The organism is Galbitalea sp. SE-J8, from assembly GCF_030345695.1.
Taxonomy (GTDB): Bacteria; Actinomycetota; Actinomycetes; order Actinomycetales; family Microbacteriaceae; genus JAUASV01.
Genome location: NZ_JAUASV010000003.1, coordinates 40,589 through 63,856 on the forward strand (window position 1 = coordinate 40,589; position 23,268 = coordinate 63,856).

At 71.7% G+C, this 23,268-nt stretch carries 26 protein-coding genes, 1 tRNA gene and 1 pseudogene; 18 read left to right on the forward strand and 10 right to left on the reverse strand.

Going from position 1 to position 23,268, the window contains the following annotated elements; genetic code table 11:
* Positions 1 to 9: 9 nt before the first annotated feature.
* From galU to QT381_RS03225, 4 genes are all read left to right on the forward strand, one after another.
* Positions 10 to 900 (forward strand): UTP--glucose-1-phosphate uridylyltransferase GalU, encoded by an 891-nt coding sequence (gene galU, locus QT381_RS03210; RefSeq protein WP_289247287.1) that lies wholly within the window; start codon positions 10 to 12, stop codon positions 898 to 900.
* A 12-nt stretch (positions 901 to 912) separates the two neighbouring features.
* On the forward strand, positions 913 to 1,554 hold the full coding sequence (locus tag QT381_RS03215; protein ID WP_289247288.1) for a GNAT family N-acetyltransferase: 642 nt from the start codon (positions 913 to 915) through the stop codon (positions 1,552 to 1,554).
* Positions 1,555 to 1,869: 315 nt separating this feature from the next.
* On the forward strand, positions 1,870 to 2,787 hold the full coding sequence (locus tag QT381_RS03220) for a hypothetical protein (protein ID WP_289247289.1): 918 nt from the start codon (positions 1,870 to 1,872) through the stop codon (positions 2,785 to 2,787).
* Between the two features lie 56 nt (positions 2,788 to 2,843).
* Positions 2,844 to 2,916: transfer RNA gene (locus QT381_RS03225), tRNA-Ala, on the forward strand.
* Positions 2,917 to 2,921: 5 nt separating this feature from the next.
* Here QT381_RS03225 and QT381_RS15735 read toward each other — a convergent pair.
* From QT381_RS15735 to QT381_RS03240, 3 genes are all read right to left on the reverse strand, one after another.
* Positions 2,922 to 3,554, reverse strand: coding sequence for a recombinase zinc ribbon domain-containing protein (locus QT381_RS15735; protein ID WP_353889750.1), 633 nt, complete (start codon positions 3,552 to 3,554; stop codon positions 2,922 to 2,924).
* 75 nt (positions 3,555 to 3,629) lie between these two features.
* Positions 3,630 to 5,012: an MFS transporter gene (locus tag QT381_RS03235; RefSeq protein ID WP_289247291.1), complete on the reverse strand. Its 1,383-nt coding sequence runs from the start codon at positions 5,010 to 5,012 to the stop codon at positions 3,630 to 3,632.
* On the reverse strand, positions 5,009 to 5,200 hold the full coding sequence (locus QT381_RS03240) for a hypothetical protein (RefSeq protein ID WP_289247292.1): 192 nt from the start codon (positions 5,198 to 5,200) through the stop codon (positions 5,009 to 5,011). Before QT381_RS03240 ends, QT381_RS03235 begins: the two co-directional genes overlap by 4 nt.
* 14 nt (positions 5,201 to 5,214) lie before the next feature.
* Between QT381_RS03240 and QT381_RS03245 the strand changes: the two are divergent.
* A pseudogene (locus tag QT381_RS03245) lies at positions 5,215 to 5,340 on the forward strand (toxin); the annotation flags it as partial.
* A 358-nt stretch (positions 5,341 to 5,698) separates the two neighbouring features.
* On the opposite strand, the gene QT381_RS03250 reads toward QT381_RS03245, so the two are convergent.
* The gene (locus QT381_RS03250; RefSeq protein WP_289247293.1) at positions 5,699 to 6,355 is read right to left on the reverse strand and encodes a TetR/AcrR family transcriptional regulator C-terminal domain-containing protein; all 657 of its coding nucleotides are present in this window, start codon (positions 6,353 to 6,355) and stop codon (positions 5,699 to 5,701) included.
* A gap of 128 nt (positions 6,356 to 6,483) precedes the next feature.
* On the opposite strand from QT381_RS03250, the gene QT381_RS03255 reads away from it, so the two are divergent.
* Positions 6,484 to 6,768 (forward strand): hypothetical protein, encoded by a 285-nt coding sequence (locus QT381_RS03255; protein ID WP_289247294.1) that lies wholly within the window; start codon positions 6,484 to 6,486, stop codon positions 6,766 to 6,768.
* Positions 6,769 to 6,782: 14 nt separating this feature from the next.
* On the opposite strand, the gene QT381_RS03260 is transcribed toward QT381_RS03255, so the two are convergent.
* Positions 6,783 to 7,331: a MarR family winged helix-turn-helix transcriptional regulator gene (locus QT381_RS03260; protein WP_289247295.1), complete on the reverse strand. Its 549-nt coding sequence runs from the start codon at positions 7,329 to 7,331 to the stop codon at positions 6,783 to 6,785.
* 74 nt (positions 7,332 to 7,405) lie between these two features.
* Here QT381_RS03260 and QT381_RS03265 point away from each other — a divergent pair, with 74 nt between their 5' ends.
* Complete coding sequence (locus QT381_RS03265; protein ID WP_289247296.1) at positions 7,406 to 8,353, forward strand: quinone oxidoreductase family protein; 948 nt, start codon at positions 7,406 to 7,408, stop codon at positions 8,351 to 8,353.
* Between the two features lie 63 nt (positions 8,354 to 8,416).
* On the opposite strand, the gene QT381_RS03270 is transcribed toward QT381_RS03265, so the two are convergent.
* Positions 8,417 to 9,004, reverse strand: a complete 588-nt coding sequence (locus QT381_RS03270; RefSeq protein ID WP_289247297.1) for a TetR-like C-terminal domain-containing protein — start codon at positions 9,002 to 9,004, stop codon at positions 8,417 to 8,419.
* Between the two features lie 41 nt (positions 9,005 to 9,045).
* Between QT381_RS03270 and QT381_RS03275 the strand changes: the two genes are divergently transcribed.
* Genes QT381_RS03275 through QT381_RS03285 form a run of 3 tightly spaced genes read left to right on the forward strand, consistent with a single transcriptional unit; the run spans position 9,046 to position 11,809 of the window.
* Positions 9,046 to 9,942, forward strand: a complete 897-nt coding sequence (locus QT381_RS03275) for an NAD(P)-dependent oxidoreductase (protein ID WP_289247298.1) — start codon at positions 9,046 to 9,048, stop codon at positions 9,940 to 9,942.
* Positions 9,939 to 10,940, forward strand: a complete 1,002-nt coding sequence (locus tag QT381_RS03280; RefSeq protein ID WP_289247299.1) for a PCC domain-containing protein — start codon at positions 9,939 to 9,941, stop codon at positions 10,938 to 10,940. Before QT381_RS03275 ends, QT381_RS03280 begins: the two co-directional genes overlap by 4 nt.
* Positions 10,941 to 10,975: 35 nt before the next feature.
* Entirely contained in the window at positions 10,976 to 11,809 is an 834-nt protein-coding gene (locus QT381_RS03285) for an aldo/keto reductase (RefSeq protein ID WP_289247300.1), read from the forward strand.
* Positions 11,810 to 11,890: 81 nt separating this feature from the next.
* Here the strand turns inward: QT381_RS03285 and QT381_RS03290 are convergent, their stop codons facing one another.
* The 3 genes from QT381_RS03290 to QT381_RS03300 all read right to left on the reverse strand — a co-directional run bounded on the left by QT381_RS03290 (position 11,891) and on the right by QT381_RS03300 (position 14,354).
* Positions 11,891 to 12,343, reverse strand: coding sequence for a methylglyoxal synthase (locus QT381_RS03290; RefSeq protein ID WP_289247301.1), 453 nt, complete (start codon positions 12,341 to 12,343; stop codon positions 11,891 to 11,893).
* An 84-nt stretch (positions 12,344 to 12,427) separates the two neighbouring features.
* Complete coding sequence (locus QT381_RS03295; protein ID WP_289247302.1) at positions 12,428 to 13,363, reverse strand: PfkB family carbohydrate kinase; 936 nt, start codon at positions 13,361 to 13,363, stop codon at positions 12,428 to 12,430.
* Positions 13,356 to 14,354 carry a LacI family DNA-binding transcriptional regulator gene (locus tag QT381_RS03300; protein WP_289247303.1) on the reverse strand — a complete coding sequence of 333 codons (999 nt, stop codon included), beginning with the start codon at positions 14,352 to 14,354 and terminating at the stop codon, positions 13,356 to 13,358. The genes QT381_RS03295 and QT381_RS03300 overlap by 8 nt, the downstream gene beginning before the upstream one ends.
* Before the next feature lie 166 nt (positions 14,355 to 14,520).
* Here QT381_RS03300 and QT381_RS03305 point away from each other — a divergent pair, with 166 nt between their 5' ends.
* From QT381_RS03305 to aroE, 5 genes are all read left to right on the forward strand, one after another.
* The gene (locus QT381_RS03305) at positions 14,521 to 15,600 is read left to right on the forward strand and encodes a substrate-binding domain-containing protein (protein ID WP_289247304.1); all 1,080 of its coding nucleotides are present in this window, start codon (positions 14,521 to 14,523) and stop codon (positions 15,598 to 15,600) included.
* 81 nt (positions 15,601 to 15,681) lie between these two features.
* Positions 15,682 to 16,728: an ABC transporter permease gene (locus QT381_RS03310; RefSeq protein WP_289247305.1), complete on the forward strand. Its 1,047-nt coding sequence runs from the start codon at positions 15,682 to 15,684 to the stop codon at positions 16,726 to 16,728.
* Positions 16,725 to 17,528 (forward strand): ATP-binding cassette domain-containing protein, encoded by an 804-nt coding sequence (locus QT381_RS03315; protein ID WP_289247306.1) that lies wholly within the window; start codon positions 16,725 to 16,727, stop codon positions 17,526 to 17,528. Before QT381_RS03310 ends, QT381_RS03315 begins: the two co-directional genes overlap by 4 nt.
* Positions 17,525 to 17,848, forward strand: a complete 324-nt coding sequence (locus QT381_RS03320; RefSeq protein WP_289247307.1) for a putative quinol monooxygenase — start codon at positions 17,525 to 17,527, stop codon at positions 17,846 to 17,848. The genes QT381_RS03315 and QT381_RS03320 overlap by 4 nt, the downstream gene beginning before the upstream one ends.
* 2 nt (positions 17,849 to 17,850) lie before the next feature.
* Positions 17,851 to 18,729: a shikimate dehydrogenase gene (gene aroE / locus QT381_RS03325; protein WP_289247308.1), complete on the forward strand. Its 879-nt coding sequence runs from the start codon at positions 17,851 to 17,853 to the stop codon at positions 18,727 to 18,729.
* Between the two features lie 25 nt (positions 18,730 to 18,754).
* On the opposite strand, the gene QT381_RS03330 is transcribed toward aroE, so the two are convergent.
* Complete coding sequence (locus QT381_RS03330; protein ID WP_289247309.1) at positions 18,755 to 19,906, reverse strand: AraC family transcriptional regulator; 1,152 nt, start codon at positions 19,904 to 19,906, stop codon at positions 18,755 to 18,757.
* A gap of 147 nt (positions 19,907 to 20,053) precedes the next feature.
* On the opposite strand from QT381_RS03330, the gene QT381_RS03335 reads away from it, so the two are divergent.
* The 3 genes from QT381_RS03335 (at position 20,054) to QT381_RS03345 (ending at position 23,255) form a co-directional block, all read left to right on the forward strand.
* On the forward strand, positions 20,054 to 21,451 hold the full coding sequence (locus QT381_RS03335; RefSeq protein ID WP_289247310.1) for an ABC transporter substrate-binding protein: 1,398 nt from the start codon (positions 20,054 to 20,056) through the stop codon (positions 21,449 to 21,451).
* A 92-nt stretch (positions 21,452 to 21,543) separates the two neighbouring features.
* Positions 21,544 to 22,389: a carbohydrate ABC transporter permease gene (locus QT381_RS03340; RefSeq protein WP_289247311.1), complete on the forward strand. Its 846-nt coding sequence runs from the start codon at positions 21,544 to 21,546 to the stop codon at positions 22,387 to 22,389.
* The gene (locus QT381_RS03345; protein ID WP_289247312.1) at positions 22,389 to 23,255 is read left to right on the forward strand and encodes a carbohydrate ABC transporter permease; all 867 of its coding nucleotides are present in this window, start codon (positions 22,389 to 22,391) and stop codon (positions 23,253 to 23,255) included. The genes QT381_RS03340 and QT381_RS03345 overlap by 1 nt, the downstream gene beginning before the upstream one ends.
* Positions 23,256 to 23,268 lie beyond the last annotated feature (13 nt).

The following is a 23,268-nucleotide window of genomic DNA, read 5'->3' on the forward strand; positions in this document are numbered from 1 at the left end:
GATCGGGTCATGGCGTTCCACATCACGAAAGCGGTCATTCCCGCTGCCGGTCTCGGCACTCGATTCCTGCCCGCGACGAAGGCGATGCCGAAGGAGATGCTCCCGGTCGTCGACAAGCCGGCCATCCAGTACGTCGTCGAGGAGGCGGTCGCGGCCGGCCTCACCGACGTGCTCATGATCACGGGCCGCAACAAGAACGCGCTCGAGAACCACTTCGACCGGGCGACGGAGCTCGAGTCGACGCTCGCCCAGAAGGGCGACACCGACAAGCTCTCGAAGGTCGAGTACTCGAACACCCTGGCCGACGTGCACTACGTGCGTCAGGGCGATCCGCGGGGTCTGGGTCACGCGGTGTTGCGGGCGAAGATGCACGTGGGGCATGAGCCGTTCGCGGTGCTGCTGGGTGATGATCTGATCGATGCGCGGGATGTGCTGCTGTCGCGGATGATCGAGGAGGCGGAGTCGCGTACGGCGACGGTGATCGCGTTGCTGGAGGTGGAGCCGGAGGCGGCGCACCTGTACGGGATCGCGACGGTGGAGGAGACCGGCACGGATGATGTGGTGCGGGTGACGGGTCTGGTGGAGAAGCCGCCGACCGGTTCGGCGCCGTCGAACTTCGCGGTGATCGGGCGGTATGTGCTGCAGCCGGAGATCTTCGAGGTGCTGGAGCAGACGCCGCCGGGCAAGGGTGACGAGATCCAGTTGACGGATGCGTTGCAGACGCTGGCGCGGACCGGTCAGGCGGGCGGGGTGTACGGGGTGGTGTTCCGTGGCCGCCGGTACGACACCGGCGACCGGCTCGACTACATCAAGGCGATCGTGCAGCTCGCGCTCGACCGGGAGGACCTCGGCGTCGGGCTCAAGCCCTGGCTGCAGGAGTTCGTCGCTGGTCTCGACTGACGATCGACGACGGTGATCATCCCGACGCTGCGCGAGGGCGACATCGCGGTCCGGCCGATCCGGCTGCGCGACGCGCGAGCGCTCGAACGGGAGCTGCTCGACAACCGCGGCTGGCTGCGGCCCTGGGAGGCGACCAACCCGTACGGTCCGATGTCGTTCGACGTGCGGGGCAGCATCCGTGCGCTGCAGGCCAACGCGCGCCAGGGTTTCGGCCTGCCGTTCGTCGTCGAGGTCGACGGCGAGCTCGCGGGGCAGCTGAACGTGTCGAACATCGGCTACGGCTCGCTGTCGAGTGCGACGATCGGCTACTGGGTGTCGGAGCGGTTCGCCGGCCGCGGAGCGACGCCGACCGCCGTGGCGCTCGCGACCGACCACTGCTTCTTCGGCGTCGGCCTGCACCGGATGGAGATCTGCATCCGGCCCGAGAACGCGCCGTCGCTGCGGGTCGTCGAGAAGCTCGGCTTCCGCTACGAGGGGCTGCGGCGGCGCTACATCCACATCAACGGCGCCTGGCGTGACCACTTCGGCTTCGGGCTGACGGTCGAGGAGGTGCCGCAGGGCGTGCTGCGCCGGTGGCTCGACGGCGCCGTACCGGCCGGAACGGGCGCCGTGCCGGCCGCCGATCGGGCTGCGGCGGTCACGCCCGGCGCGTGAGGCCGGCGGCTTCGCGCCCGACCGGGCCGGCACGTGACCGGGCCGGCACCTGGCCGGGCCAACACCTGGCCGGGCCAACACGGATGCGCGTTTCGCTTGGTGGAGTTCGTGCACCGGGTGCACGAACTCCACCGCGCCCGGACGACACACATCGCGCGGCCGGGATGGACGTGCGTCGGCACCGTGTGCCGGGTGCACGAACTCCACCGCGCCAGGACGGCACACACGGCGTGGCTCGGATGGACGTGCGTCGGCACCGCGCAACGCCGCACGACCTCCCAGGCGGCCACGGCATCCGCGCTTAGCCTGCACTGCATGGAGGTCACGGGGGTCGGCAGCGGAGTGCTGCTCGCGATCGCCGCCGTGCTCTGGCTCGTGTACCTCGTGCCCACCTGGCTGCGCCGCCGCGAGTTCGACGCGACCGAGCGCAACGCCGTACGGCTGCAGCAGACCCTCCGGGTGCTCGCCGAGACGGCCGAGGTGCCGGACGCGGTGCGCGCCGAGACGACCGCTCGCGACGCCGCCCTCCAGGCCCGCGTGCTCCGCGCCCAGGAACGGCGCCGGGCGCTCGAGGCGCGCGCCATGGCGGCCGCGGCGATCCGCGACGCCCGGGTGGACGCGCGCACCACGGCGGGCCGCCGCATCCGTCGCAGCCGCGCCGTGACGAGCCTCGTGATGGCGGCGTCGCTGCTGTCCCTCGCGGCGACCGGCATCGTGATCGGCGTGGGCGGCGCGAGCATCGTCACCGCGTGGATCGTCTTCGTCGCCGTGACCGCGCTCGTCTCCTCGCTCGCGATGCTGCGCCGGCTCGCGCGCGTGACGCGCCCGGATGCGGTCGCCCGACCCGAACTCCGCAAGCACACCAGCCGCGAGGCGGCGACGCTGCCGGATGCGGTCTCCGCCGAGCCGCGCCGCGGGCGCGAGTGGACCCCGGCGCCCGTGCCCAAGCCGCTCTACATGTCCCGTGCGACGATCGCGGCGGCCCCGGAGCCGGCGTACGACCGCCAGCGCCTCGCCGCTGCCGCGGCCGCAGCGGCGGAACGGATGCGTGCCGCCCACGTCGAGCCCGAGGTCGCCCCGCTGCCCGTGCGTCCCGCACCGGAGCCCGTCGCTGCCGAGCCCGTCGCGCGACGAGCCGCGAGCCGGTTCGCCGGCATGGGCCGCGTCGACGACGGCGCGCTCGGACGCAGGAACATCGACGAGGCGCTCCGCCGCCGTCGCGCCGCGGGTTGAGCGGGCACGCACGGTTCGAGCGGGTCCGGCGGGCGTGCTAGTGTCGTGTGTCGCAAGGGCCCTTGGCGCAGTTGGTAGCGCGCCTCGTTCGCATCGAGGAGGTCAGGAGTTCGAATCTCCTAGGGTCCACAATTTCAGACGTAGTCGAACCCCTGACATGGGTGTTTTCGCCTGTCGTGACGGCGAACGGCTCCGCGAGGCGGAGGGTTGCTTCCTCCTCCTCGTTGATGTCGATGCCGGTCGTGAAGGTCCGGTTCGCGAGCCGCTTCCCGTACGCGTCGGTGTGCGATGCGGCGGTCGATATCGGCGTACTGGGCTTCGTCGATCGAGATGCGGGCGTAGCCGTCGGCGACGAGCTGCTCGGCGACCGCAACGGGGATTGCCCGGCGCGTGCATCGGGTCTTGCGGTTGCGGCGGCCACTGCGGGAGAAATAGGCGTACTGGATGCCTTGCTCGTTCGTCGGGAGGTCGAGCTGCAACCTGGACCCGCACGCTCCGCAGAAGAGAGATCCCTTGAGGCAGTGGTCGTAGGTGCGCTTCCGTGCTCGAGCTTGCTTCGCGGTGTCGAGGATCGACTGGACCCGTTGCCAGGTGGCCAAGTCGATCAACGGTTCGTGGTTGCCGGGGTGGTTGACGCCTTTGTAGGGGACGAGGAACTGGTGCGGAAATCCTCTGGCCTCTCGCTCTCTGGCCTTGAATCGCGTGTTCCTGTAACCGCGCTCATGACGTCGGCACCTCCTGAGAGGTAGGTGCGCACCGCGTCTCACAGGACCGGCTCGGAAACAAGGCGGCGTTCACGACCTCGCCCGCTTAGTCCCGTTGAACATCGACGCCCTTGGTGGTCAGCTGCGTCGCGTCGGGGTGAAGAGAACGGCGACGACGCTGAGCAGCGCGAGCGGGAGTACCCAGAGTGCAGCGATCGGGTAGCCGTGTTCCTCTGGGAACACTGCGCCGACAGGGGTGGCGCTGGCGAGGAGGAGGCTCGCAAGGGCACTGCCGATGCTGAAGCCGACGCTGCGGACGATCTGGTTGATCGACAGGACGCTGGAGGTCTCCTGCCGGGGCACGCCATCGAGCACCAGCCGGGGCATGATCGCGGAGACCCCGCCGACGCCGAGCCCGAGGACGGCCATCGCCATGAGAGTCACGATGAGCGAGCCGGGAGCGGTGGCGAACAGCGCAGCGGCGAGGACGACGAAGGCGGCGTGAATCGCGAACGTCCACCGGGCTGGCACGTGCCCGGCCAGCCAGGGGGTGAGTCGACCCGCGACAAAGCCGAGGACGGAGAACGGGATGAGGGCGGCACCGGCGAGCACCCCGGAGAGCCCGAAGCCGTACCCGGCGTCCGCCGGGGTCTGGACGTAGCGGGTGAGCAGCGAGAACAGCAGGTACATGCCGACGCCGGAGGTGAGCATCGCGGCATTGGCGCGGAGCACGCCGCCCTGCATGAACAGGCCGAGGTCGACCAGGGCTGCAGGGGTACGTCGTTCGACCACGACCCATGCGCCGAGCGCCACAACCGCGAGTGCCAGGATCGCCGCCCCGATCCACGGCAGGTTCCAAACAGAGGGCTGGGCGACGACCAGCAGCACCCCGAGGGTGCCGATGCCGAGCAGGACCGCGCCCGGAACGTCCACGCTGACGGCCGGGCGCGGTCCGTCCTTGGGGATGATGCGCCAGGCGATGAGGACTGCGGCGAGGGACAGCAGGAAGCCAGCGCCGTAGGCGATGCGCAGTCCGGCGAGCTGGTCGATCAGGCCCATGAGCGGGTAGGCGACACCGATGCCCACGGTGGAAGCGACCGCGACGGTCGCAATCGTGGCGTGTGCGCGCGCCTCGGGCAGATGGTCGCGGGCCACACTCATCAGCAGCGCGACCGCGCCGAGGCCGAGGCCCTGGAGGGCGCGGCCAGCCAGCAGCACGCCGAACGGTGCCGGGATCGTCGTGAGCAGCCCACCGAGCGTGACCAGGGCGAGGGTGAGGAGGATCGTGGCGCGGCGGTGGGGCCCGGCGCCGAGTCGGCCGAGGACGGGCGCGGCGATCGCACCGGCGAACAGTGTGACCGTCAGCGTCCACTGGGCCGCGTCCAATGGCACGTCGAGGTCGAGGGCGACAGGGGTGATGAGCGGTGCACCGACCCCGCCGATGACCGCACCGAGGAACGCGATGGTGACGATCGCGGGCCCGAGACCTCGCGGCGGGGCAACGCCGGATGTGGTGGTCATCGGTTGGTCTCGGTGGTGGTGTGCTCGAACAGGCCGGGGCGGACACGGGTGCGGACGCCTTCGGCCCAGGGCTCGTCGATCGTGTCCACGTCGAGCGCGGCGCCGGAGTTCAACAGCATGCCGAAGGCGAGGAAGGACTTGACGGTGACGGGCTGGAGCCCGGTGGAGCCTGCAACCGCCTGCCACATCGCGGCGAAGCTTGCTACGGCTCGGGTTCGACACCCACGGTCGGCTGCTGGAGACGGTCGTGCTGGTCCTCGATAGTGGAAACGAACTCGTGATCCACGCCATGAAGGCCCGCCCACAGATGCTCGATCTCCTGCCGTAGCGACCTCCATGCCGCAATTCATCTGGGTGAGTTTTCTCCCACACCGTCATCCGGCTGACGTCGAACCGCCGGGCGATCGATATGACACTATCGCCGCTGTCGCGGGCCGTGTGCATCGCTTCTATTTGGTTGGCCGTCAGAGGCTTTCGACTCCGTCTCGTTGGTTCCGTCACCGCACCAGCGAGCGCCGAATCGATGACGACGCCCGACGACCCAAGACCCCGCTTCGCCAGCTCCCACACGGGTTCCAGCCCTTCGACGCGCTTCCACTCGAACGCGACAGATCCGGGTGGTCGCGCCTCCTCGGCGCGACCACCCTGAGTCTGTCAGAACGTGGGAATCCTCGTGATCAAATCGGCTACAGCGGGTCGTCGTCGCGTGACGAGCGCCCCGGACCGCCGGCCACGGCGGCGCCGTCGACGACGATGCGGAGGCAGTCCCTGAACAGGTCGTCGGGGGTGCGGTCGCCGTCGAAATAGTCGGTGATGCCCGCGATCAGGGTGGGGTGGGCCGCGGTGAACTCGGCGAGGTCCCAGGTCCCCAGCGCGGCCGCGTCGGGCCGCGGCGCCTGCTCTTCGAGCACGTAACCGATGGTGAAGCGCTCGGTGGCGAGGGTGATGACGCGCGCGTGGCGCAGCGGCACGCCCGCCGCCACGAGGGCGCTGATGGCGAGCTCGGAGAGGGCGTTCATCGCGGCGGACAGCTGCGCGGCGGAGATCACGCGGGCTCCGTCCGGATGCGCCAGGAGCGCGGCGCGCAGCCCGTGGGCGAGAGCCGTCAGCCAGTCCGGCCAGGGCTCGTCGGGCGCCGGCGGCGACATCCGCTCCACGAGGTCGGCGAGGATCGCGTCGGCGATCGCGGTGACCAGGGCGGCCTTGTTCGGCACGTGCCAGTACAGCGTCGGCGACTGCACGCCGAGGCGGGCCGCGAGCCTGCGCGTCGTCACACCGTCGAGCCCCTCGGCGTCGAGGAGGGCGACGGCCTCGGAGACGACCCGCTCTCGGTCCACCGCCATCGTCCGCGCTCCTCGGCATCCGCTAGCTCGTGCCTCCCGCTAGCCACGCCACCCTATCAGTGATAGGGTCCCTATCAGTGGTAGAGAGTGGCGGCCGCGCGGCCGCCCGACTGAGAGGGGTCGACGTCATGTCGAAGGATCACGCCGTGCGCGACGCGCTGCACGAGGCGACGCACCGGATGCCGGGGATTCCCGAGCACCGCGACCGCCCGGAGGGGCACCAGGGCGCGAACCCGCACGGCCGGCCGGCCCAGAACCGGCCGGCCCAGAACCGGCCCGCCCAGAACCGGTCGCTGCAGAGCCGCGGCACGGTCGCGCACCACGGCTCGGTCGCCGCGCACACACGCTCGCCGCGGGTGCTCGTCGCGTGGCAGAACCGCATCGCCGCGCTGTTCTCCCGCCGCAGCGGCTGACCCCGCGCCGCGTCTCAGGCGCCGCGCGCCCCCCGGGCCCGAACCGCCCCCGCCGGCGCACCGGGCGTGTCGTCCACCGCGCCCACTCCACCTACCGCGCCCGCTGCATCAGGCGCGCCCACGGCACCCGGCGCGACCGGGAGCATGCGCTGCAGGAGGCCGGCCAGTCGCGACCGATCGCGCGCGCCGAGCCCGGCGAGGAGCGGACGGATGTGCGCGGCGGCATCCGCGTCGACCGCACGCGCGTCCGCGGCGCCCTCCGGTGTGAGTGCGACGCGCGTGGAGCGCCGGTCGTTCGCATCCGGTTCGCGCCGCACGAGACCGCGCCGCACCGCGCGGTCGATGAGGCCGCTGACGGAGGAGCGGTCGAGTCCGAGGTGCAGGGCGAGGTCCGACATCGTCGGCTCGTGGTCGCGCAGGATGCCGAGCAGGCGCATCTGCGTCGGCGACAGCGCGTGTGCGGCCGCGACGTCGGCGATCGTGTCCCACACCGTGAACGTCAGCTGGGCGAGGGCGTCGACGAGCGCGGCATCCGTCGTCGTCGGGTCGGACGCATCGGTCACTGGGTGCTCCTTGACTAGTTCGTGGTACCACCTATTATAGTTGGCGTTACCAATCAATTGGAAGGATAGCGCCCATGAAAGCCGCACTGGTCACCGCGTTCGGCGAGCCGCCGAGGTACGAGGACTTCACCGAGCCCGAGGCCACGGGCACGCACGAGGCCGTCGTCGACGTCCTCGCCGTCGGACTGCACCCGCGGGTGCAGTCGCAGGCCGACGGATCGCACTACACGAGCACCGATGAGCTCCCGCTGATCCCGGGGGTGGACGGCGTGGGCCGCACGGCCGACGGCCGACTGCGCTACTTCGTGCTGCGCGACACGCAGTTCGGGTCGATGTCCGAGCGCACCGTGATCGACCTGCGCCGCAGCGTCGAACTGCCCGACGGGGCCGATCCCGTGCAGGTGGCGGCCGTGATGAACCCGGCCATGTCGTCCTGGGTGGCGCTGCGCCGGCGGATCGAGCTCGGCGCGGGCCAGTCCGTCATGGTGCTGGCCGCGACGGGCAGCGCCGGGCAGCTGGCGCTGCGGGTGGCCCGGCGGCTCGGCGCCGGTCACGTCATCGCGGTCGGCCGGGGCGCGGAGCGTCTCGCGGCCCTCGACGCCGACGTGACCGTCTCGCTCGACGACGACGCCGACACCATCGCGGCGAACCTCGGCCGGGCCGGTGCCGACGTCGACGTCGTGCTCGACTACCTGTGGGGCAAGCCCACGGCCGACGCGCTGTACGCGATCATCCCGAACCGCACGGATGACGCCCAGCCGCTGACCTGGATCCAGATCGGGTCCGTCGCGGGCCTCGAGGCGCCCATCCCCTCGGCCGCGCTGCGCGCCGCCCGGCTGCAGCTGATCGGCTCGGGCCAGGGCTCGGTGCCCACCGCGGACATCGTCGCGGAGCTCGGCGCGCTCGTCGCGGAGGTCGCCGCGGGCACGTTCGCCGTGGCCACGCGGACGGTTCCGCTCGCCGACGTCACGGCGGCCTGGACGGATGCCGCGACCGCCGAACGGGTCGTGATCGTGCCCTGACCCGGGATCGCCGGCCCGGTGGGCGAGCCCACCGGCCCGACCCGCCGAGCCGGCCCGGGCGGCTCAGCGCGCGACGCGACGCAGGAGGGCGTCGATCACGGCCGCGTCGAGCGGGCCGTCGGTGAAGAACGCGCGGTGGTAGATCGGCGCGAACAGCGCGTCGATGATCAGCTCGGGGTCCTCGTCGACGATCGTGCCCTCGCGGATGCCCCGTGCCACGAGCTCGCGCGCCGCCGCGCGGCGGGGGGCGAGCCAGTGCTCCGCGAACGCGGCGTGGGTGGCGCGCCGCGAGAGGGCGCCCGCGGCGAGCGCGCGCAGCGGGCCGCCCGTCGGCGCGTCGATCAGCACGTCGGCGGCGAGCGTCATCTGCTCGCGCAGTCCCTCGATCGCGGGCGTGCCGGCATCCGTCGTGATCGATTCGTGCACCGAGCCCAGGAGCGCGTCGAGCAGCAGTTCCTCGGGCGTGCGCCACCAGCGGTACAGCGTCGTGCGGCTCGCCCCCGCCGCCTGCGCGATGCGGTCGAACCCGATGTCGACGCCCGCCTCGGCGGCGAGCCGGGCGGCGGCGGCGAGGATCCGGTCCCGAAGCTGGGGATCTCGTGGGCGGCCGCGGCCGCGAGGGGGTTGCGGGGTGCCTGAATTACTGGACACGACGTACATTATATGGGTCCGGCGATGACGAGAGGGATGTGATGTCTGCGGTGAGAAGCGTGACGGTTCTGGGGCTCGGGACGATGGGCGCGGCGATGGCCGCGCGGATCGCGGGAGCGGGCTTCGACGTCACCGTCTGGAACAGGTCGCCCGAGCGTACCGTGCCACTGCGCGACGTCGCCCGTGTCGCGCCGAGCGCGGCGGAGGCGGTCGAGGGCGCGGATGCCGTGCTCACGATGCTCTTCGACGCGGACGCGGTACGCGCCGTGATGGCGACGGCTCTCCCGGCGATGCGCCCCGGCGCGATCTGGATGCAGTCCTCGACGGTCGGCACTCTCGCCTCGGCCGAGCTCGCACGACGCGCGAGCGCAGCCGGCGTGCGCTACGTCGACGCGCCGATGCTCGGCACGAAGGCGCCCGCGCAGCAGGGGCGGCTCACGGCGCTGCTCGCGGGGGCGGACACCGACCTCGCCGAGCTCGAGCCGGTCGTGCGCGCGGTCGCGTCGAAGTCCGTGCGGATCGGGGATGCGGCACCCGCCGCATCCGGTCTCAAGCTCGCCGCGAACGCGTGGATCGCGACCATCACGGCGGGCATCGCCCAGTCGCTCACGATCGCCGACCGGCTCGGGGTCGACCCCGGCCTGCTGCTCGAGGCGCTCGACGGCACCGCGCCCGACAGCCCGTACGCGCAGCTCAAGGGCCGGGCGATCCTCGCCGGCGGGTTCGAGCCGCAGTTCGAGGTCGCGGGTCTGCTCAAGGACGTGCGCCTCGCGCGCGCCGAGACCGAGCGCATCGCCCCCGAGCTGCTCGACGCCCTCGAGCGGCTGTACGGCGAGACGGCCGACGAGGGCGCCGCCGGCGACGACATCGCCGCGGTGTGGAGGGCGTTCCAGCACGCCGCCCCGGTCGTGGCCGCCGCGGAGCGGAGAGCCGGGTGAAGTCGGCACTGCTCCACGAGGACGGCGGACTGCGCCGCTACGTGCTCGTCATGGACGAGGGCGACGAGGCGTTCGCCGAGATCACCGCGTTCGCGGCGGATCGCGGGATCCGGGCCGCGAGCATCACGGCGATCGGCGCCGCGCGCGGCGCGACCCTCGGCTACTTCGACCCGGCCGTCGGCGACTACGTCTACTCGACCTGCTCCGAGCAGGTCGAGCTCGCCTCCTGCGTGGGCGACATCGCCATGGGGGCCGACGGGCCCGCGCTGCACGCCCACGTGGTGCTCGGCCGGCGCGACGGCACCGCACTCGCCGGTCACCTGAGGGCGATCGAGGTGTTCCCGACCATGGAGGTCACCCTCGTCGAGTCGCCCGCGCACCTCGTCAAGCGCATCGACCCGCAGACCGGCCTCGCTCTCATCGCGATCGACGCGGCGCTCGACGACGAGCCGGCGCCCGCCGACCCGAGTCTGCCGCGCGGCGTGAACCACATCGGTCTCACGGTGCCCGACCTCGATCAGGCCACCGCGTTCCTGCGCGCCGCGTTCGGCGCCCGCGTCGCCTACGACGGGCTCACCCGCGACGACGAGCCGCGGCGCGGCCCCGACATCGAGCGGGCGCTCGGCCTGCCGCCCGGAGCGGCGATCGTCGCCCAGCGCATGATCCGGATCGGCACCGGACCGGGCCTGGAGGTGTTCGAGCTCGAGCACACCGATCCGCAGCCCGCGGCGGGCCTCGCCGACCTCGGCTGGGGCCACGTGTCGCTGCTCGTCGACGACCTGGACGCCGTGCTCGCGCGCGCGACGGCCGCGGGCGGACGCGCGCTCGACGCGCCGCATCCGAACTCCCGGCACGAGGACACCCCGGGCAACGCGAGCATCTACGTGCTCGCGCCGTGGGGCTCGATCATCGAGCTGCAGACGCTGCCCAACGGCCACTGGTACGGCAGCGGCAGCGAGACCGACGTCTGGAGTCCGTCGCGCCGCGGCATCCGCTGACCCGCCACCCCCTCCCGAACACGAAGGAACCGACCATGCTGCCCACCGTCACCGCCCACACCGGACTCGAGCTGCCCGTCATCGGGTTCGGCACCTACCGCCTCACCGGCGACGAGGGCGCGGATGCCGTCGCCCGCGCGATCGACGCCGGGTACACCCTGCTCGACACGGCGGTCGGCTACGAGAACGAGGGCGCGGTGGGGGCCGCCGTGCGCCGATCGAGCGTGCCCCGGGAGAGCCTCATCGTGAGCTCGAAGCTGCCCGGGCGTCACCACGCCTACGCCGAGGCGATCGCGACGATCGAGGAGAGCGTCTTCCGCTCGGGACTGGACTACCTCGACCTCTACCTCATCCACTGGCCGAACCCGAAGGAGGGCCGCTACGTCGAGGCCTGGGAGGCGCTCATCGCGGCGCGCGACCGAGGTCTCGTGCGCGACATCGGCGTGTGCAACTTCTTGCCCGAGCACCTCGACGCGCTCGACGAGCGCACCGGCGTGCTGCCGGCCGTGAACCAGATCGAGCTGCACCCGTACTTCCCGCAGGCCGAGCAGCTCGCGTTCGACGCGGCGCGCGGCATCCTCACCCAGGCGTGGAGCCCGCTCGGTCGCGGCAACGACCTCCTGTCTCAACCGGCGATCGCCGCCGTCGCGAGCGCGCACGGCGCCACGCCCGGGCAGGTCGTGCTCGCGTGGGCGGTCGCGCGCGGGGCGATCCCGCTGCCGAAGGCGGCCTCCGACGAGCGGCAGCGCGAGAACCTGGCCGCCGCGGACATCGCGCTCACGGATGCCGAGGTCGCGGCGATCACCGCGCTCGGGCGCGCGGACGGTCGCCTCGCGAGGCAGGATCCCGCGGTATATCAGGAGTTCTGAGCCGGTTCAGGAGTCGTCGCGGAACTCGTCCGCCCTCGGGCGCGCGGACGGTCGCCTCGCGGGGCAGGATCCCGCGGTATATCAGGAGTCGTCGCGGAACTCGTCCGTCGGGCGGTCGCCGAAGTTCGGCCTGACCAGCTCGTAGTCGCCCGAGAGCAGCGGCGACGAGATCATCAGGTCGGCGCTCGAGATGGTGCACGCGACGGCGGTGTTCCACACCGCCGCGACGCGCAGCAGCGCCTTCACGTCCGGGTCGTGCGGCTGCGGCTCGAGCGGATCCCAGAGGAAGACCAGGAGGTCGATCGCGCCCTCCGCGATGCGGGCGCCGATCTGCTGATCGCCGCCGACGGGTCCGCTGAGCAGCCGCTCCACCGGCAGGCCGAGCTCGAACTGCAGCAGCGTGCCGGTCGTGCCCGTCGCCACGAGGTGGTGCGCCGCGAGCGTCTCGCGGTTGAACGCCGCCCAGCGGATGAGCTCCGGCTTCTTGTTGTCGTGCGCGACGAGCGCGATCGTCCTACGGACCCGATGTGCCACGCGACGCTCCCTCCGGCCGGTGCCGTACGCCGCCATTCTCGACCCGCGCCGCCCGGAGCACCACCGGCGGTCGTGCCACGGGGCTCAGTCCGCCGCGACCCCGTCCACCGGCACGCCGTCCGCCGGCACCCCGGCCGCCGGAAGACGCAGCAGCGCGCCGACCGAGCGGCAGGTCTCGCCCGCGATGAGCATCGCGCGCTCCAGCAGGCGCCGGGCGTCCGCGGCATCCGTCGGGTCGCCGTTGCGGGCGATGTGCGCGGTCGCCGTGGCGAGGCACGCGTCGCCCGCGCCCATCGTGTCGACCACCGGACGATCGGATGCCGGCACCCCGACCTCGACGAGCGTGCCGTCGGCGAGCGTGAGACTCGCCCCGGCCGCCCCCGCGGTCGCGAGCACGGCGCGCGGGCCGCGCTCGCGGAGGAGCGCGCGAACCGGCGCCAGGCCGGTGGCGTAGAGCAGTCCGGCGTCGTCGTCGCCGACCTTGACGAGCAGGGCGCCGTGCACGAGGTCCTCGAAGTTGCGGCGGAACCGAGCGCGGTCGCGCAGCAGCGCGCTGCGCGGGTTCGGGTCGACCAGCAGCCGGTGCTCGTGGCCGGCGAGGGCGAGCGCGAGGCCGGCGGCCTGCTCGTCGTCGTCGAACGGGAACCCGCTCACCACGACGAGCGCGGCGGCCGCGATGGCGGCGAGCGCGGCGTCGCCGAACTCGACGCGCCGCCCGAGCGCCGCCTCGTTGAACTCGTAGCGCGGCTCGCCGTGCCGTCGATCGCTCGTCGCGACCGAGGTGCCGAGCGGCGCGGGCGTCGCGATCAGCCCGACGCCGTAGCCGGCCAGGAAGGCGCGGATCGTGGCGCCGTGCTCGTCGTCGCCGACCATCGCGATGAGCGTGACGGGCACGCCGAGCACGGCGAGGCCGACGGCGACGTTGAGCGCCGAGCCGCCCACGAACGAGCTGTCCTTCTCGCCGACGCGCACCACGTCGATGAGCGCGTCGCCGATCACGACGACCGTCGACTCAGTCATGCGGACGCACCTCCCCGGAGCCGCGGACGATCAGCCGCGTGGGCACGGTGAGCGTGCCCACCGGGCCGCGGTCGCCGTCGAGCCGCGCGAACACGCGCCCCGCGGCGACCCGGCCGATCTCGAGCGGGTCCTGCGCGATGACCGTGACGGCCGGGGTGAGCAGGTCGGCGAGCGGGAAGTCGTCGAAGCCGACGAGCGCGACCCGGTCGAGCGCGCCGAGGGCCCGCATGGCCACGACCGCGCCCACCGTGACGAGGTTCTGCGCGCTGAAGATCGCGGTCGGCGGCTCGTCGAGCGTGAGCAGCCGCGTGACGGCGTCGGCCGCGCGCACCTCATCCGTCATCCCGTCGACGATCCATTCCGGGCGCGCGGTCAGCCCGAGCCGCCGCAGCTCGTCGATGAATCCCCGGCGGCGCTCGCGCGCCGTCCAGATGTCCGACCGGTCGCCGAGGTAGGCGATGCGGCGGTGCCCGGCGGCGGCGAGGTGCTGCACGGCCCGCGCCGTGCCCTCGGCGTTGTCGGTGACGACGGTGTCCGCGTCGAGGCCCGACGGCATCCGGTCGACGAACACCACCGGGGTGCCGCGGTCGATCTCGATGCCGAGGTAGGCCTGGCTCGTGTCGATCGAGGTGAGGATGAGGCCGTCGACCCGCCGGCGCAGGAACGCCTCGACGGCGGAGCGCTCGCGCTCCGGATCGTCGTCGAGGCTCGACGCGAACACCGCGACGCCGAGCGGGCTCGCGACGTCCTCGACGCCGCGGTGCACCGACGCCGAGAACGGGTTGGCGACGTTGCCCACAAGTAGGCCGAGCGTGCCGCTGCGCCGGTTCGTGCGCCGCAGGTTTCCGGCGTGCAGGTCGGGCTGGTAGTTGAGCTGGGCCGCCGCGGCGCGCACCCGCTCCATGGTCGCGGGCGCGACGTTGGGCTCGCCGTTGATGACGCGCGACACGGTCTTGAGACCCACCCCGGCGAGGCTCGCGACATTGCGCATCGTCGGTCGTCGGTGGGGGTCGGGCGCTGGCCAACTGCTTGACATCGGTGTCACGGCTTGGTCTCGCTTTCTGGGTTCTGGCTTGACTATAGCGGGGTGAACGCACTAGGACTGCTTTTGACACCGTTGTCGGGGACCACGGTTCCCCTAGCCAAGAGGACCTTCAATGAAGAATCGTTCAGCACTCACTCGCGTCATCGCGACCGGCTCCATCGCCGTGCTCGCCGCGCTCGGGATCGCCGGATGTTCCGGTTCCAACGCCGGATCGGATCCGGATGCCGTCGGCGTCACGCTCATCGTGAAGACGACGTCCAACCCGTACTTCGTCGCGATGGAGGACGGTGCCAAGGACGCGGCCAAGAAGGCCGGCGTCGACCTCACGCTCGCCGCGGGCAAGGAGGACGGCGACGAGGACACCCAGATCCAGGCCATCGAGAACGCCATCTCGAAGGGCGACAAGGGCATCCTCATCACCCCGAGCGGCCCCGCGGTCATCGACGCGATCCAGAAGGCGCGCGACGCCGGCCTCTACGTGATCGCGCTCGACACCGCCCCGGACCCCACCGACGCAGTCGACATCACGTTCGCGACGGACAACTTCGCGGCCGGCAAGTCGATCGGCGAGTGGACCAAGGCGCAGCTCGGCGGCAAGAAGGCCGTCATCGCGCTCCTCGACCTGTTCGACGACAAGGTCGTCTCCGTCGACTACAACCGCGACCAGGGCTTCCTCACCGGAATGGGCATCGACACCGTCGACCCCGAGAAGAACGGCGACGAGGCGAAGACCGGGACGTACGACGGCGGTGACTACGAGATCGTCGGCAGCGAGGCGACCCAGGGCGCCGAGGACGGCGGCCGCACCGCCATGGAGACGCTCCTGTCGAAGAACCCGGACATCAACGTGGTGTACACGATCAACGAGCCCGCCGCATACGGCGCCTACCAGGCGCTCCAGGCCGCGGGCAAGGAGAAGGACGTGCTGCTCGTCTCGATCGACGGCGGCTGCGCCGGCGTGAAGAACGTCTCCGAGGGCATCATCGGCGCCACGGCGCAGCAGTACCCCGTGAAGATGGCGCAGCTCGGCGTCGAGGCGATCGAGAAGCTCGCCAAGGACGGCACGAAGCCCTCCACGTCCGCCGGACTCGACTTCTTCGACACGGGCTCGGCGCTCGTGACGGACAAGCCGGTCGACGGCCTCGACAGCATCAGCTCGGCCGACGGCGCCTCCGTCTGCTGGGGCAAGTGATCTCCTGACAGGCACCGGGTCGGGGACGTCCTCCGGGGCGTCCCCGACCCGCCCAACCGCTCCTCGATCAGAAAGCATCTCGTGAGCCAGAAAACGGTTGACACCAACCCGGCCACCTCGAAACTCGACCTCGCGAACGAGTTCCTCGACCACCGCACCCCGATCGACCGCGTGCGCGGCGTGCTGCATCGCTTTCCCGCGATCAGCCCGGCCGTCGTGCTCCTCATCGCGATCATCGTCTTCGGGCTGCTCAACGACCGGTTCCTGAACCCGGCCAACCTCTCCCTCATCACGCAGCAGGTCGCCGTCGTCGGCACCCTCGCCGTTGCCCAGACCCTCGTCATCCTCACGGCCGGCATCGACCTGTCGGTCGGCGCCGTCATGGTGCTCACCTCGATGGTCATCGCGCAGACCGCGACGCAGAACGGGGTGCCCGCGCTCCTCGCGCTCGCGCTCGGCCTCGTGATCGGCCTCGTCGCCGGCGCGGTGAACGGGCTGCTCGTCACCCGGCTGCGGCTCCCCCCGTTCATCGTGACGCTCGGCACGCTCAACGTGTTCGTCGCGCTCACGCTGCTCTACTCGGGCGGTTCGAGCGTGCGCGGCACGGACATGCCCTCGCTGCTGCCCTGGACCGGCACGACCTTCACCGTGGCCGGGGTGCGCATCAGCTTCGGCGTCGTCCTCATGCTCGCGCTCTACGTCGTCATCGCCCTCATCCTCGGCAAGACCGCGTGGGGCCGGCACGTCTACGCGGTGGGTGACGACAAGGAGGCCGCCCGCCTCGCGGGCATCAGCGTCAACCGCGTGCTGATGAGCGTCTACCTGGCCGCCGGCGCCATCCTCGCCCTCGGCGCGTGGATCCAGATCGGCCGCTCGAACGCCGCGAGCCCGAACGCGGGCGCCGACCTCAACCTCGACTCGATCACCGCCGTGGTGATCGGCGGCACGAGCCTGTTCGGCGGCCGCGGCACGGTGTGGGGCACCCTGCTCGGTGCGCTCATCGTCGGGGTGTTCCGCAACGGGCTCTCGCTCGCCGGGCTCGACGTGCTCTACCAGACCCTCGCCGTCGGCGTGCTCGTCATCGTCGCCGTCTCGGTCGACCAGTGGATTCGAAAGGTACGCAAGTGACTCTCCTCAACGACCCCGCAGCGGCGGCGGCGCCCGCCGCGACGCGCAAGCCGATCCTCGAGGCGAAGCGGCTCGTGAAGACGTTCGGCCGCGTCGTCGGCCTCGACGGCGTGAGCCTCGTGCTCTACCCGGGCGAGGTGCTCGCGATCATCGGCGACAACGGCGCCGGCAAGTCGACCCTGATCAAGTGCCTCACGGGCGCCGAGATCCCGGACCAGGGCGAGCTGTTCCTCGACGGCGAGCCGGTGTCGTTCAAGCGGCCGCAGGACGCCCGCGCCGCCGGCATCGAGACGGTCTACCAGAACCTGGCCGTCTCGCCGGCCCTCGACGTCGCCGCGAACCTCTACCTCGGCCGGGAGATCCGCAAGGCGGGCGTGCTCGGCAGCCTGTTCCGCGTGCTCGACACCGCCGGGATGCGGCGCAACGCGCGCGCGGAGCTCACCGAGCTCGGCATCTCGACGCTGCAGGATGTCACGGTGCCGGTGGAGAACCTCTCCGGCGGCCAGCGGCAGGCGGTCGCGGTCGCGCGGGCCGCCGCGTTCGGGTCCAAGGTCGTCGTGCTCGATGAGCCGACGGCGGCGCTCGGCGTGCGCGAGTCGAACCAGGTGCTCCAGCTCGTGCGCAACCTGCGCGACAAGGGCATCCCGGTCATCCTGATTAGCCACAACATGCCGCACGTCTTCGACGTGGCGGACCGCATCCACATCCAGCGGCTCGGCAAGCGCGCCGCGACGATCACGCCGCAGTCGCACTCGATGACGGATGCCGTCGCGATCATGACCGGCGCCGCGGTCGCATGAGCCGATCGCGCAGGGTCCTGTACGCGGAGTTCACGGCCGCGGACGGCATCGGGGACACCGTCGCCGCCCTGCTCGCGGGCTTCGCCGAGCGGGTGCGGGCTGAGCCCGGCAACGTCGCGTTCGAGCCGTTCCGGGTCGAGGGCGCGACCGAGCGGTTCTTCGTCTACGAGGTGTACCGCGACGAGGCGGCGTTCCAGGAGCACATCACCGCCGACTACGGCGCCGTGTTCAACGCGGCGCTCGAACCGCTCATCGTCGAGGACGCGTCCCAGCTGACCTGGCTCACGGCCGTGCCGGTGCCGTCCCCCGGGGAGGTCTGAGCATGGTCGAGCCGACTCCGCTCATGCCGTCCCTGACCGGCTCGTTCTCGTCGCCCGCGGGCGGCAACCCGACCGGCGCGATGGTCGAGGCGGCGTACGCGCACCACGGCATCCTCGCGCGCTACGTCAACGCCGAGGTGCGGCCCGCGGGGCTCGCGGCGGCGGTGGCGGGAGCGAAGGCGATGGGCTGGCTCGGGTTCAACTGCTCCCTTCCGCACAAGCAGGCCGTCATCCCGCTGCTCGACGAGCTCGCGCAGTCCGCGCGGCTCATCGGCGCGGTGAACTGCGCCGTCGAGCGCGATGGCGCCTGGGTCGGCGAGAACACCGACGGGCAGGGGTTCGTCGCGGCGCTGCGGGAGATCGTCGATCCCGCGGGCCAGCGGGTCGTCGTGCTCGGCGCGGGCGGCGCGGGCAGGGCGATCGCGGTCGAGCTCGCCCTCGCGGGCGCGGCGAGCGTGACGATCGTGAACCGCGACGTGGAGAAGGCCCGTGCCCTGGCCGACGTCATCGTCGAGGGCACAACGGCCACGGCCCGGGCCGAGGCGTGGCTCGGCGATCACGCGGTCGCGGCGGACGCCACGGTCGTGGTCAACGCGACCTCGGTCGGGCTCGCGCCGCGCATCGACGAGCGCCTCGCGGTCGATCTCGAGACGATCCGGGCCGGCGTCGTGGTGTGCGACGTCATCCCGAATCCGCCGGTGACGCCGTTCCTGCGCGCGGCCGCCGAGCGCGGCGCGCGCACGCTCGACGGACGGGGGATGCTCGCCCAGCAGGCCGCGCGCAACGTCGAGCTGTGGACCGGGGTGCGCCCGGACCTGGCCGTCATGCGGACGGCGCTCGATCGCGCGATCGGCGACTGGCGGCATCCGACGAGCTCCTGACCCTCTCGAGTCCACCGGTCGGGGATCAGGGGCGTCTCTTGCGGAACTCGCCCGGGGGCACGCCGAAGCGGCGACGGAACGCGATGCCCATGTACTCCGCGTGCGCGAAGCCGAGGTGCTCGGCGACGCGCGGCAGCGTCCAGTCGGTGTGCAGCAGCAGGTCGGCGACGCGTTCCATGCGCACGCGGGCGATCTCGTCGTGCGCCGTGCGGCCGAGCGTCGCGGCGAAGCGGTAGTCCAGGGTGCGCCGCGCGAGCCCCGCGTGCCGCGCGACCTCGCCGACCGGGATCGGCCGGTGCGCGTTCTCGCGGATGAAGCGCAGCGCCCGCGCCACGTCGACGTCGTCGACCGCGAGCAGGTCGCTCGACTCCCGGGTCACGACGCCGAGCGGCTCGACCAGGTGCAGCATCGGCGCCCGGCCGCGGCCCGCCATCATCTCGTCGAGCAGCTCGGCGGCCATCCGCCCGGTGCGCGCGGTGTCCGGCTGGATGCTCGACATCGGCGGCGAGGTCAGGGTGCAGAGCAGCTCGTCGTTGTCGACGCCGAGCACCGCGACCTCCTCGGGCACCTGGATCGCGGCGATCTTGCACGCCTCGAGCACCTCCTGGCCGTGGATGTCGTAGCTCGCGAGCACGCCCACCGGCTTGGGCAGCTCGCGGAGCCACTCGACCAGGTCGCGGCGGTTGACGGCCGCGGTCCCCGTCGCGCGCAGCAGGAACTCGTGCGGCTGCGCGCCGCGTGCGGCGGCGTGCGCGCGGAAACCGTTGCGTCGCTTGGTCGACCAGGCGAACCGGGACTCGCCGACGAACGCGAAGGTGCGGATGCCGCGCTCGGCGAAGTGCTGGACGGCCAGCCGCGCCATGGCGTCGTCGTCGGTCTCGACGATCGGGAACTCCGGCGCGAGTCCGGCGGCGCTGACGTCGACCACGGGGAGGCCGAGCCGCCGAACCTGCCGCGCGGTCAGCTGGTTCTCGATCCGCGCGATCACCCCGTCGCCGTGCCAGCCCTCGAGCCAGGACAGGTCGGTGTCCTGGCGACTGTGCTCGCCGATGTAGATCGACCAGCGCGGCCTCGTGGCCAGGTACTGACGAACGCCGCCGAGCAGCCCTCGCGCGTAGGCGTTCGACGTCTCGATGACGAGCGCGACGTGGCGCGTGCGCTCATCGGCGAGGGGCATGTCGCGATTATCCCCGCCGGGCCGCGGCGCGGGGCAAGAGCGCCGGCCGGAAAGCGTCGGGATGCTGCGGGATTACGCATGGATCGCATCGCGCGAGGCCCGTAGCGTCGTCGGGAGTAGCCAGGTGTTGCAACAAGGGAGTTGACCATGGCCGTATCCGGAGTTTCTCGCATCCGTGCCCGCTCGCGGGGCCGACGCGCAGCCGCCGTCGCGAGCGTGATCGCGATCGCCGCGATGACGGCGGCGTGCGGCTCCTCCGCGCCCGGCGGCAAGGGCACGCTCAACCTCTGGTACGGCCTCGAGTCGACCGACCCCGACAAGGTGCAGGAGTACCAGACCCTGTACGTCGATCCGTTCGAGGCGCAGCACCCGGACGTCACCGTGCACACGACGCCGCTGACCGACAAGAACTTCACCACCAAGGTGAAGACCTCGCTCGCGGCTGGTCGCGGGCCGGACATCATCGAGACCGCGGGCTCGACGAGCGCGATCCCGTACGCCGAGGCCGGCTACTTCCTCGACCTCGGGCCGCTCGCCGAGCGCGAGCACTGGAAGGACAGCATCCTGCCCTGGGCGTTCGACATGAGCTACATCGACGGCAAGCTGCAGGCGATCCCGTCCGGCTACGAGTCGATGGTGCTCTACTACAACACGACGCTCTTCGAGAAGCACGGCTGGCAGCCGCCGACCGATCGGGCCTCGCTCGAGAAGCTCGCGGACGAGATGATCGACGCGGGCGTCGTGCCGTTCGGCAACGGCGCCGCCGACTACGAGGGCGTCGGCGAGTGGATCCTGTCCTCGTTCTTCAACGAGGTCGCGGGCCCGCGGCGCATCAATCAGGCGCTGAACGACGAGATCGCCTGGACCGATCCGGCGTTCGTCGACACCGTGAAGCTCGTGCAGGACTACTTCGAGCGCGGCTACTTCGCGGGAGGCACGAAGCAGTACTTCACGCTGTCGTTCCCGCAGGTCTACGCGAACTTCGCCGACGGCAAGGCCGGGATGCTGCTCTCCGGCAGCTGGGAGATGGGCAGCCTGCCCGAGTACTTCGGCGTGAACGGCAACTCCTCCGACTGGGACTGGGTCGCCCTGCCGCCGCTCGCGCCCGACGTGCCGAGCGACGTGTATCCGCTCTCGGTCGGCAACACGCTCTCCGTGAACGCGAAGGCGGGCGACGTGGACGTCGCCCAGGACTACCTGGCCTGGTACCTGTCCGACACCGCGAACATGTGGAAGGCGGTCGCCAAGACGGGCGGCAACCCGATCCCGATCCGGTTCGAGCCCTCCGACGTGCCCGCCGACATCGACCCGCGCTACGCCGCCCAGTACACGGCGATCAACGAGGCCTCGGATGCCGGCATGGTCGGCTACGTGACGTGGACCTCGTGGGGGTCGGGCGCCGAGACCTACATCTGGGACAACATGGACAAGCTGTTCACGGGCGAGCTCTCGGCGGCGACGTTCTGCGCCGGGATGGATGCCGCGTTCCAGAAGGACTACGACGCGGGCACCATCCCGCCCGTGTTCGGCACGGCGGTGCGATGACCTCGACACTCGTCCGCCCCGCGCCCCCCGCGGCGGCGACGCCCCGCGCGCCCCGCCGGGGGAGCCTGCGACGGCGGTCCCGGATCGTCGCGGTGCTCTTCGTCGCACCCGCGCTGCTCGTGAACCTGCTCGTGATCGCCGGTCCCGGCGTGAGCAGCATCGTCTACGCCTTCACGGACTGGAACGGCATCTCGGCGCCGCGGTTCATCGGGGTCGACAACTTCGTGCGCCTCGCCGGCGACGACCGGTTCTGGAACGCGCTCACGCACAACGCGATCTACCTCGTCGTGTTCCTCACCGTGCCGCTCGGGATGGGGCTGGCCGGGGCGTTCATGCTGTCGCGGATCCGGCGCGGTGCGGCCCTGTTCCGCGTGCTGTTCTTCCTGCCGTACATCATGGTGAGCGTCGTCAACGCGCAGATCTGGAAGAACCTGCTCGACCCGAACACCGGCGTCGCCGCGGGTCTGCACCGGATCGGGATCGACTGGCTCGACGACGTGTACTTCCTCGGCGACCCGGCGCTCTCCCTCGGCAGCGTCATGTTCGTCGACAACTGGCACTTCTGGGGCTTCCTCGTCGTGCTCTTCCTCGCGGCGATGGGCGGCATCGACGGCAACCTGTACGAGGCGGCGCGCATCGACGGCGCGAACGCCCTCCAGGAGTTCCGCCACGTCACCCTGCCCGGCATCCGTCCGACCATCATCTTCGCCCTCACGATGATCGCCCTCGGCTCGCTGCTCGCCTTCGACTACGGCTTCATCCTCACCGGCGGCGGCCCCGCCGGCTCGAGCGACCTCGCGGCGCTGCTCATCAACCGCACCGCGTTCCAGTCGCTCGAGGCGGGGTACGGCTCCGCGATGGCGATCACGCTGAGCGGGCTCAGCGGCATCCTGCTCATCGTGTTCGCGGTGCTGCGCCGGCGGGAGGACGAGTCCTGATGGCCATCCACACCGACGCCCCGGCGCGCGAGCGCGTGCATCCCGGCGGCTCGCGGCGCACCCCGGTGTCGTACCTCGTGCTCGTGCTGCTCGCCCTGTTCGCGGCGTTGCCCGTGCTCGTCATGGTGTTCAACTCGCTCAAGTCGAACTACGAGATCGGGGCGAACCCGCTCGGCTTCCCGACCTCGTTCGAGTTCGCGAACTTCGTCGAGGCCTGGGTGCAGGGGAACATGGGCCGCGGCCTGCTCAACACGGTCGTCGTGGTGAGCGGCACGATCGCCGGCACGTGGCTGTGCGCGGGGCCCGCGGCCTACGCCATGGCCCGGCTCGACCTGCCGCTGCGCCGCGGCATCGAGAACTACCTGTACTTCGTCATCTCGCTGCCCGTGCAGATGTTCATCGTGCCGCTGTTCTTCCTCTGGGTGCAGCTCGGGCTCATCGACACGCTGTTCGGGCTCATCGTGATCTACGTCGCGCTCAACACCCCGTTCTCGGTGCTGCTGCTGCGCACGTTCCTGATCGGCATCCCGAGGAGCCTGGATGAGGCGGCGCGCATCGACGGAGCGTCCGAGTGGCGCGTCGCGACCCGGATCGTGCTGCCGCTCTCGCTGCCCGGATTCCTCACCGTCGGCCTGCTGTCGGGCCTCGGCGCGTACTCCGAGCTGCTGTTCTGCGTGACCTTCCTGAGCGACCCCGAGCTCTTCCCGGTGGCGACGGCGTTCCTCAACTTCAGCCAGGGCTACGCCCAGAACTACGGACTCGTGAACGCGGCCGGCGTCATCCTGCTCGCGCCGCTCGTGCTCCTGTTCCTCGCCCTGCAGCGCCGCTTCATCTCCGGCCTCGCGAGCAGCGGGGTCAAGGGATGACGCCCGCCCGCCC

What these genes read in the sequence shown, in the direction of transcription:
- galU (WP_289247287.1), top strand. Translation starts at nt 10, where the DNA reads ATGGCGTTCCACATCACGAAAGCGGTCATTCCCGCTGCCGGTCTCGGC.
- QT381_RS03220 (WP_289247289.1), top strand. Translation starts at nt 1,870, where the DNA reads ATGGAGGTCACGGGGGTCGGCAGCGGAGTGCTGCTCGCGATCGCCGCC.
- QT381_RS03235 (WP_289247291.1), bottom strand. Translation starts at nt 5,012, where the DNA reads ATGACCACCACATCCGGCGTTGCCCCGCCGCGAGGTCTCGGGCCCGCG.
- QT381_RS03240 (WP_289247292.1), bottom strand. Translation starts at nt 5,200, where the DNA reads ATGTGGCAGGCGGTTGCAGGCTCCACCGGGCTCCAGCCCGTCACCGTC.
- QT381_RS03250 (WP_289247293.1), bottom strand. Translation starts at nt 6,355, where the DNA reads ATGGCGGTGGACCGAGAGCGGGTCGTCTCCGAGGCCGTCGCCCTCCTC.
- QT381_RS03255 (WP_289247294.1), top strand. Translation starts at nt 6,484, where the DNA reads ATGTCGAAGGATCACGCCGTGCGCGACGCGCTGCACGAGGCGACGCAC.
- QT381_RS03265 (WP_289247296.1), top strand. Translation starts at nt 7,406, where the DNA reads ATGAAAGCCGCACTGGTCACCGCGTTCGGCGAGCCGCCGAGGTACGAG.
- QT381_RS03275 (WP_289247298.1), top strand. Translation starts at nt 9,046, where the DNA reads ATGTCTGCGGTGAGAAGCGTGACGGTTCTGGGGCTCGGGACGATGGGC.
- QT381_RS03285 (WP_289247300.1), top strand. Translation starts at nt 10,976, where the DNA reads ATGCTGCCCACCGTCACCGCCCACACCGGACTCGAGCTGCCCGTCATC.
- QT381_RS03295 (WP_289247302.1), bottom strand. Translation starts at nt 13,363, where the DNA reads ATGACTGAGTCGACGGTCGTCGTGATCGGCGACGCGCTCATCGACGTG.
- QT381_RS03300 (WP_289247303.1), bottom strand. Translation starts at nt 14,354, where the DNA reads ATGCGCAATGTCGCGAGCCTCGCCGGGGTGGGTCTCAAGACCGTGTCG.
- QT381_RS03305 (WP_289247304.1), top strand. Translation starts at nt 14,521, where the DNA reads ATGAAGAATCGTTCAGCACTCACTCGCGTCATCGCGACCGGCTCCATC.
- QT381_RS03320 (WP_289247307.1), top strand. Translation starts at nt 17,525, where the DNA reads ATGAGCCGATCGCGCAGGGTCCTGTACGCGGAGTTCACGGCCGCGGAC.
- aroE (WP_289247308.1), top strand. Translation starts at nt 17,851, where the DNA reads ATGGTCGAGCCGACTCCGCTCATGCCGTCCCTGACCGGCTCGTTCTCG.
- QT381_RS03330 (WP_289247309.1), bottom strand. Translation starts at nt 19,906, where the DNA reads ATGCCCCTCGCCGATGAGCGCACGCGCCACGTCGCGCTCGTCATCGAG.
- QT381_RS03335 (WP_289247310.1), top strand. Translation starts at nt 20,054, where the DNA reads ATGGCCGTATCCGGAGTTTCTCGCATCCGTGCCCGCTCGCGGGGCCGA.
- QT381_RS03345 (WP_289247312.1), top strand. Translation starts at nt 22,389, where the DNA reads ATGGCCATCCACACCGACGCCCCGGCGCGCGAGCGCGTGCATCCCGGC.